This window comes from Haloactinopolyspora sp., from assembly GCF_027324685.1.
GTDB lineage: Bacteria > Actinomycetota > Actinomycetes > Jiangellales > Jiangellaceae > Haloactinopolyspora.
This window is the reverse complement of sequence record NZ_DAHVSH010000090.1, coordinates 1-4897: the sequence shown is the minus strand read 5'-3', so window position 1 is coordinate 4897 and position 4897 is coordinate 1. Positions and strand designations below refer to the sequence as shown.

6 protein-coding genes are annotated in these 4897 nt (G+C 70.0%); 4 read left to right on the top strand and 2 right to left on the bottom strand.

The features are described from left to right. Together M6444_RS09950 and M6444_RS09945 are read left to right on the top strand one after the other, a co-directional pair. A partial coding sequence (locus M6444_RS09950) for a sigma factor-like helix-turn-helix DNA-binding protein (RefSeq protein ID WP_298326320.1) occupies positions 1-141 on the top strand: 141 nt, incomplete at its 5' end. Positions 142-288: 147 nt separating this feature from the next. After that, complete coding sequence (locus tag M6444_RS09945) at positions 289-771, top strand: hypothetical protein (RefSeq protein WP_298326318.1); 483 nt, start codon at positions 289-291, stop codon at positions 769-771. A 1-nt stretch (position 772) separates the two neighbouring features. Here the strand turns inward: M6444_RS09945 and M6444_RS09940 are convergent, their stop codons facing one another. Next, entirely contained in the window at positions 773-1231 is a 459-nt protein-coding gene (locus M6444_RS09940) for an SRPBCC family protein (RefSeq protein WP_298326315.1), read from the bottom strand. A gap of 48 nt (positions 1232-1279) precedes the next feature. Here M6444_RS09940 and M6444_RS09935 point away from each other — a divergent pair, with 48 nt between their 5' ends. Further along, positions 1280-1882 carry a TetR/AcrR family transcriptional regulator gene (locus M6444_RS09935; RefSeq protein ID WP_298326313.1) on the top strand — a complete coding sequence of 201 codons (603 nt, stop codon included), beginning with the start codon at positions 1280-1282 and terminating at the stop codon, positions 1880-1882. Continuing rightward, a complete protein-coding gene (locus tag M6444_RS09930; RefSeq protein ID WP_298326311.1) occupies positions 1879-2727 on the top strand; it encodes a TrmH family RNA methyltransferase in 849 nt (282 codons plus the stop codon). Before M6444_RS09935 ends, M6444_RS09930 begins: the two co-directional genes overlap by 4 nt. A 134-nt stretch (positions 2728-2861) precedes the next feature. Here M6444_RS09930 and M6444_RS09925 read toward each other — a convergent pair. Continuing rightward, a partial coding sequence (locus M6444_RS09925; protein ID WP_298326309.1) for a hypothetical protein occupies positions 2862-4897 on the bottom strand: 2036 nt, incomplete at its 5' end.

Genomic DNA, 4897 nt, shown 5'->3' with positions numbered 1-4897 from the left:
GACGGCCGAACCCGTACGCTCGAGGAAGTCGGGCGTGAGTTCGGCGTGACCCGCGAGCGGGTCCGCCAGATCGAGCACCGGACGCTGACGAAGCTGCGCCGCACCGAGTGGGCCAGCGAGCTGCGCGACTTCCTGTCCTAGCCACCTAAATGATCATGTTCACTAGGCAATCGCCAACGACACCAGGCGTGCACGGGTGGTGATGCGACACAACGCCTCGTGGTGTAGCGCACGGACGCTGTGACCATCCCCGCCGGCTGCCGCGGCCCAGGCCGATACGCTGAAGCCGTGCGTAGACGTCGAGCTCGCGGCATCGAGGGCATCGAGAGCCTCGAACCCGGTGAGCGTGTCCTGGCTACCGCGGACGGCCCCGACGGCCCGGTGACGGCCACGACCCGTCGCCTCGTCCTGCCGACCGGCACGTCGTTGGCCTGGACCGCGATCGAGACCGCCGGGTGGGATCGCGCGGAGTCGGTGCTCACCGTGGCCGAGGTGCCGGTCACCACCCCCAAGGGACGCCGGCACCGGCTCCGGCTCGATCGGCCCGGCCGGTTGACCGACGTCGTGCGCGAGCAGGTGACAGCCAGCGTCGTCATCAGCCGCCGCATGCCGGTCGACGGTGCCCGCGGTGTCCGGGTGACCGGGCGGCGTACGCCCGACGACGAGCTCATCTGGTCCGTGCAGCTCGATGCGGGCATCGACATCGACGATCCGGCCACCCGAGCGCGCGTGGACGAGGCCGTAGCGCTCGTCCGTAGCGAGGTCGAGTGAATCAGTCGGCCGGAGCGCCCGGCGAGGAGATGCGGGCGGCATGGTCGGCGAGGCCGTCGACGCACTGCTGGAGGAACGACGTCAAGCTCCGGCGGTAGATCCCGCCCATCCCCGGCACCTTGGCGCGAAACGTCGAGTGCCAGCGGATGACGGTGCCGCCGTTCTCGGTTTCGGTCAGATCGATGTCGGCGCGGTAGTCACGGATCGCCATACCTTCCAGCAGGACGTAGCTGAGCCGGCGTCCCGGCACCGACTCGACGACCTGTTCGCGGTTCCTGATCCGCCCGGTCCGGAAGATCCGGATCTCTCCGACGCCGTCGGGGTGCTCGGCCGGGCGCTCCAGCTCGAACGACCCCAGCGGCGACCACGTGGGCCAGGTCGCACCGTCGCGCAGCAGCGCGTGAACAGCGTGCGCAGGTGCCGACGTGGTCGCTGTCACGTCGATGTCCTGTATGGCCATGGCGGGCCTCCTTCGTCTGTACCAAATGGTACAACTACGATATGCGACGTGAGCAACGCGGGCCCGAGCGGCCGGGCAGGCCTGCTGGCCGCAGCCGTGGAGTACGTCGCGACGCATGGCATCGGCGAGCGCAGCCTGCGCCAGATCGCCGCCGCGCTGGGGACCAGCCACCGGATGCTGATCTACCACTTCGGGTCGAAAGAGGGGCTGCTGGTCGAGGTGGTCCGCGAGGTGGAGCGGCGCCAGCGCGAACTGCTGGCCGCACTCGGCGAGCAAGCCGAGTTGTCGCCGCGTGAAGTCGCCGAGCAGTTGTGGAACCGGCTCACCGATCCGGCACTCGGACCGTACGAGCGGCTGTTCTTCGAGCTGTACGGCCGAGCCCTGCAGGGCGACCCGGCCGCCAGGCCGTTGCTCGAGGGTGTCGTCGAGATGTGGGTGGTGCCGCTGTCGGCGGCACTGCAGCGAGCGGGCCTGACGCCGGAGGAGGCACGCACGCACGCGCGCCTGGGCGTGGCGGTCGCCCGGGGCCTGCTGCTCGACCTGCTGGCCACCGAAGACCGCGACGCGGTCGACGCGGCGATGCAGCGGTTCATCGTGTTGTCGGGGTTGGACACGCCCGGTAGAGAACAGAGCGCAAGCGGGGTGCGATGAACCAGAGCGGCCGATCCAGTGCGCGAGCCCGTCCGGTCACGACCCGCAACGCCCAGTTCCAGGAGTGGTCGGCGCTGCTGACCAATCGCGGTAAACGGCGACGTTCCGGAGCGTTCCTCATCCAGGGCGTGCGGCCCATCACCATGGCTGACCGGGCCGGCTGGCCGTTGCGGGCACTGTTGTATCCGCGCGGCTCGCAGCCTTCCGCTTGGGCGCGCGAGCTCATCGGCACCAGCCGAGCGGCCAGGTTCGAGCTCGACCCGCAGCTCCTCCGTGAGCTCGGCCAGCAAGAGAGCGAAACCCCCGAAGTCATCGCTGTCGGCGAGCTCGCCGCCGACGACGTCGCCCGGTTACCGGTCGGCCCGGACATGCTCGTCGTCGTCTTCGACCGCCCCACCAGCCCGGGCAACCTCGGCACTCTCATCCGCGCGGCGGACGCGCTCGGCGGGTCCGGGCTGATCACCACCGGGCACGCCGCCGACATCTACGACCCCAAGTGCGTCCGGGCCAGCACCGGCTCGCTGTTCGCCGTTCCCGCCGTGCGGCTGGAATCGACGGAGGCCACGGTGCAGTGGATCACGGCATGCCGCGACGGCGGGGTGCCTGTCCGGGTGGTGGGCCTGGACGAGTCCGGTTCGGTGCCGCTCGCGGAGGCGACGTTGACCGGGCCGACCGTGCTGGTCGTCGGGAACGAGAAGACCGGGATGAGCGCCTCGTGGCGCGAGGTGTGCGACGAGATGGTTCAGATTCCGATCGGGGGAACGGCGAGCTCCCTCAACGCCGCCTCGGCCGGAACCGTGGCGCTCTACGAGGCCGCCCGGCAGCGGGGGTTCCCGTCCGGGTGAAGGTGCGCCGGGCGAGGGTGCGCCGGGGGAGAGTGGCGCGCGCCACCACTAATCCACGAGGTGGCCGGCACCGGTTCGGATGAACTCGGCGCCGGCCACTCTGCGGGGCCTGATCCGCGACGCGCTGGCCTCCGTCAGCGCTCGGGCGCCGTGACTCGGCCGCCCGGCTCGTCCCGCAGGCGATACGCCGATCCGACGGTCTGGGCGACCTCGTTCCCGGCTGCGTCCCAGGCCCTGGCGCGCAGCGCCACCGAGCCGTCGCTGTCGGCGAGCTTGGGATGCTTGACCAGGACGTTGAAGCGGCCGTCACCCAGCGGACGGATCCGGGTCGCATCGACCCACGTCGTGCCACCGTCGAACGACGCCTCCAGCTCCAGTCCCTTCACCTGGCGCTGGCTGCCGGGCTCGGAGCCACGCACGTGCACCACGAACTGCAGGGGACGCCCCGCCCGCGCGGTGTTGTCCAGAGCCAGCGGGATGTCGTAGCTGATGAACAGCAACGGCTCGTAGCCGCACGGCGATGGATCGATGGCGTACATGTGCGGTAGACAGCCGTAGGGATGCTCGACCTCGTCCTCCTCCGGCGCGCCGTTCGTCGTGAACGTCCACGTGGTCGTCGTGTTCTCCAGGGTGCTCTCCAACCGGTAGGTCCCCGTGTCCGACGGCAGGGTGAAATCGAGCACGGTGCCCCACTTCTCGCCGGCCGGGACCGGTCGTCCCTCGTGGAACAGGCGAACCTCGCCTGGTGCGATGTCACCCTGGACCCGGGTTCCGTCGCCGGTGACGGCGGCCGGGCTGAACCACAACACGTCGCCCTGCCGGCAGGCAGCGCACATGGCGTGCGCCCGGGGCTGACCGGTGAACTCGAGCACCCGCTGTCCCTGCGTCGCCGGCGTGGAGTTCCACGCCTCGTGCTCATGGTCGGTATCGGCGACGACGCGAGCGGTGTGTGCGGACACGGTCTGCTCACTCGGGTCGGTGAAGTGATAGTGGTGCGACCACACGACGTCAGCGCCGGCGACGTTGTAGTACTCAGAACGCCGGCTCGGGGCGTCGAACGTGACCGGGATGCTGAAACTGTGCGTCTCTTCGGGCCGGTAGGTGTGGATGGCCTCCTCGGTGTTGTTCCGGTCCGGGACCGGCTGGTACTCGGCGTGGTACGACGCGTCCACCTGCTTCAGGTCAGCGGCATCGGCCCCGTACGTCGGATCGGCCGGGACGGCGCCGACGTCGTAGAACCACAGCTTGTACTCGTACGGGCTGGCCAACGCGGTCTCGATGCCGACCTCGGGGTTCTGCTCGCCGGCGAGCAGGTCTTCGATGTGCTGGGCTTCCGGCTGGTCCAGCTCCAGCACCGGAATAGTCAGGTCGTCTTCGTAGGTGGACAGGACCAGCGTCCCGGGGAAGTTGCAGTAGGTCATGACGAAACCGGCTGCCCCGGCCTCCGCGGCGGTACGCACACGCTCGGCCACCTCGCCCGCGGGGTTGCCGAGCGCGCCGCAGTGGCCCCAGAGCTCGGCGAAGTCGCCGTAGACCAGGGCGCCGCGCACGTCGCGGCCGGCTTCCACATCCGCCCACGGCACCAGCCGGGCGTCGCGGTCCTGGTCGAACTTCGGCACCGCGCCGGACCACAACGAGTTGTGCTTGGCGGAGGTGACGTACCGCGGATGCAACCGCACGCCGTCTCTGCCCGGCAACTTCAGCGTGGCCTGCGGCTCGAACAGTCGGGTGTGGTACTTGAAGTGGAACGAGCCGGTCTGCGGCTCGTCACCGGTCGGGAGCACCCAGCGCTCGCGATTACCGAGAGACCAGCTGCTGTAGGACTTGCCGGTGGCGGTCGTGCGGGTGAACGAGACGACGTTGTTCTCGCCGCGCGCCGGCCGGTCGGTCTGGACGACGATGGGTTCCAGCTCGGTCAGGTCGAGCACGACGGTCGTGGCGCCGTCGACGCGAACCTCCGGGATGACGGCCTGAGCCGACTGCGGCCGGGCTCGGCCGGACGGGAACCACCCTTGTGTCGTGCTCACCTTGTGGATCCCGTCCGGAACGAGCACGGTGGTCGTCAAGACGCCGGGCTCGCCGGTCTCGTCCCACTCGCGGGACGAGGCGGTCCACGGCAGGTCCTGGTCGTCGATGCGCAGCACGGTGACGGCGCTGACGACGGTCGCGT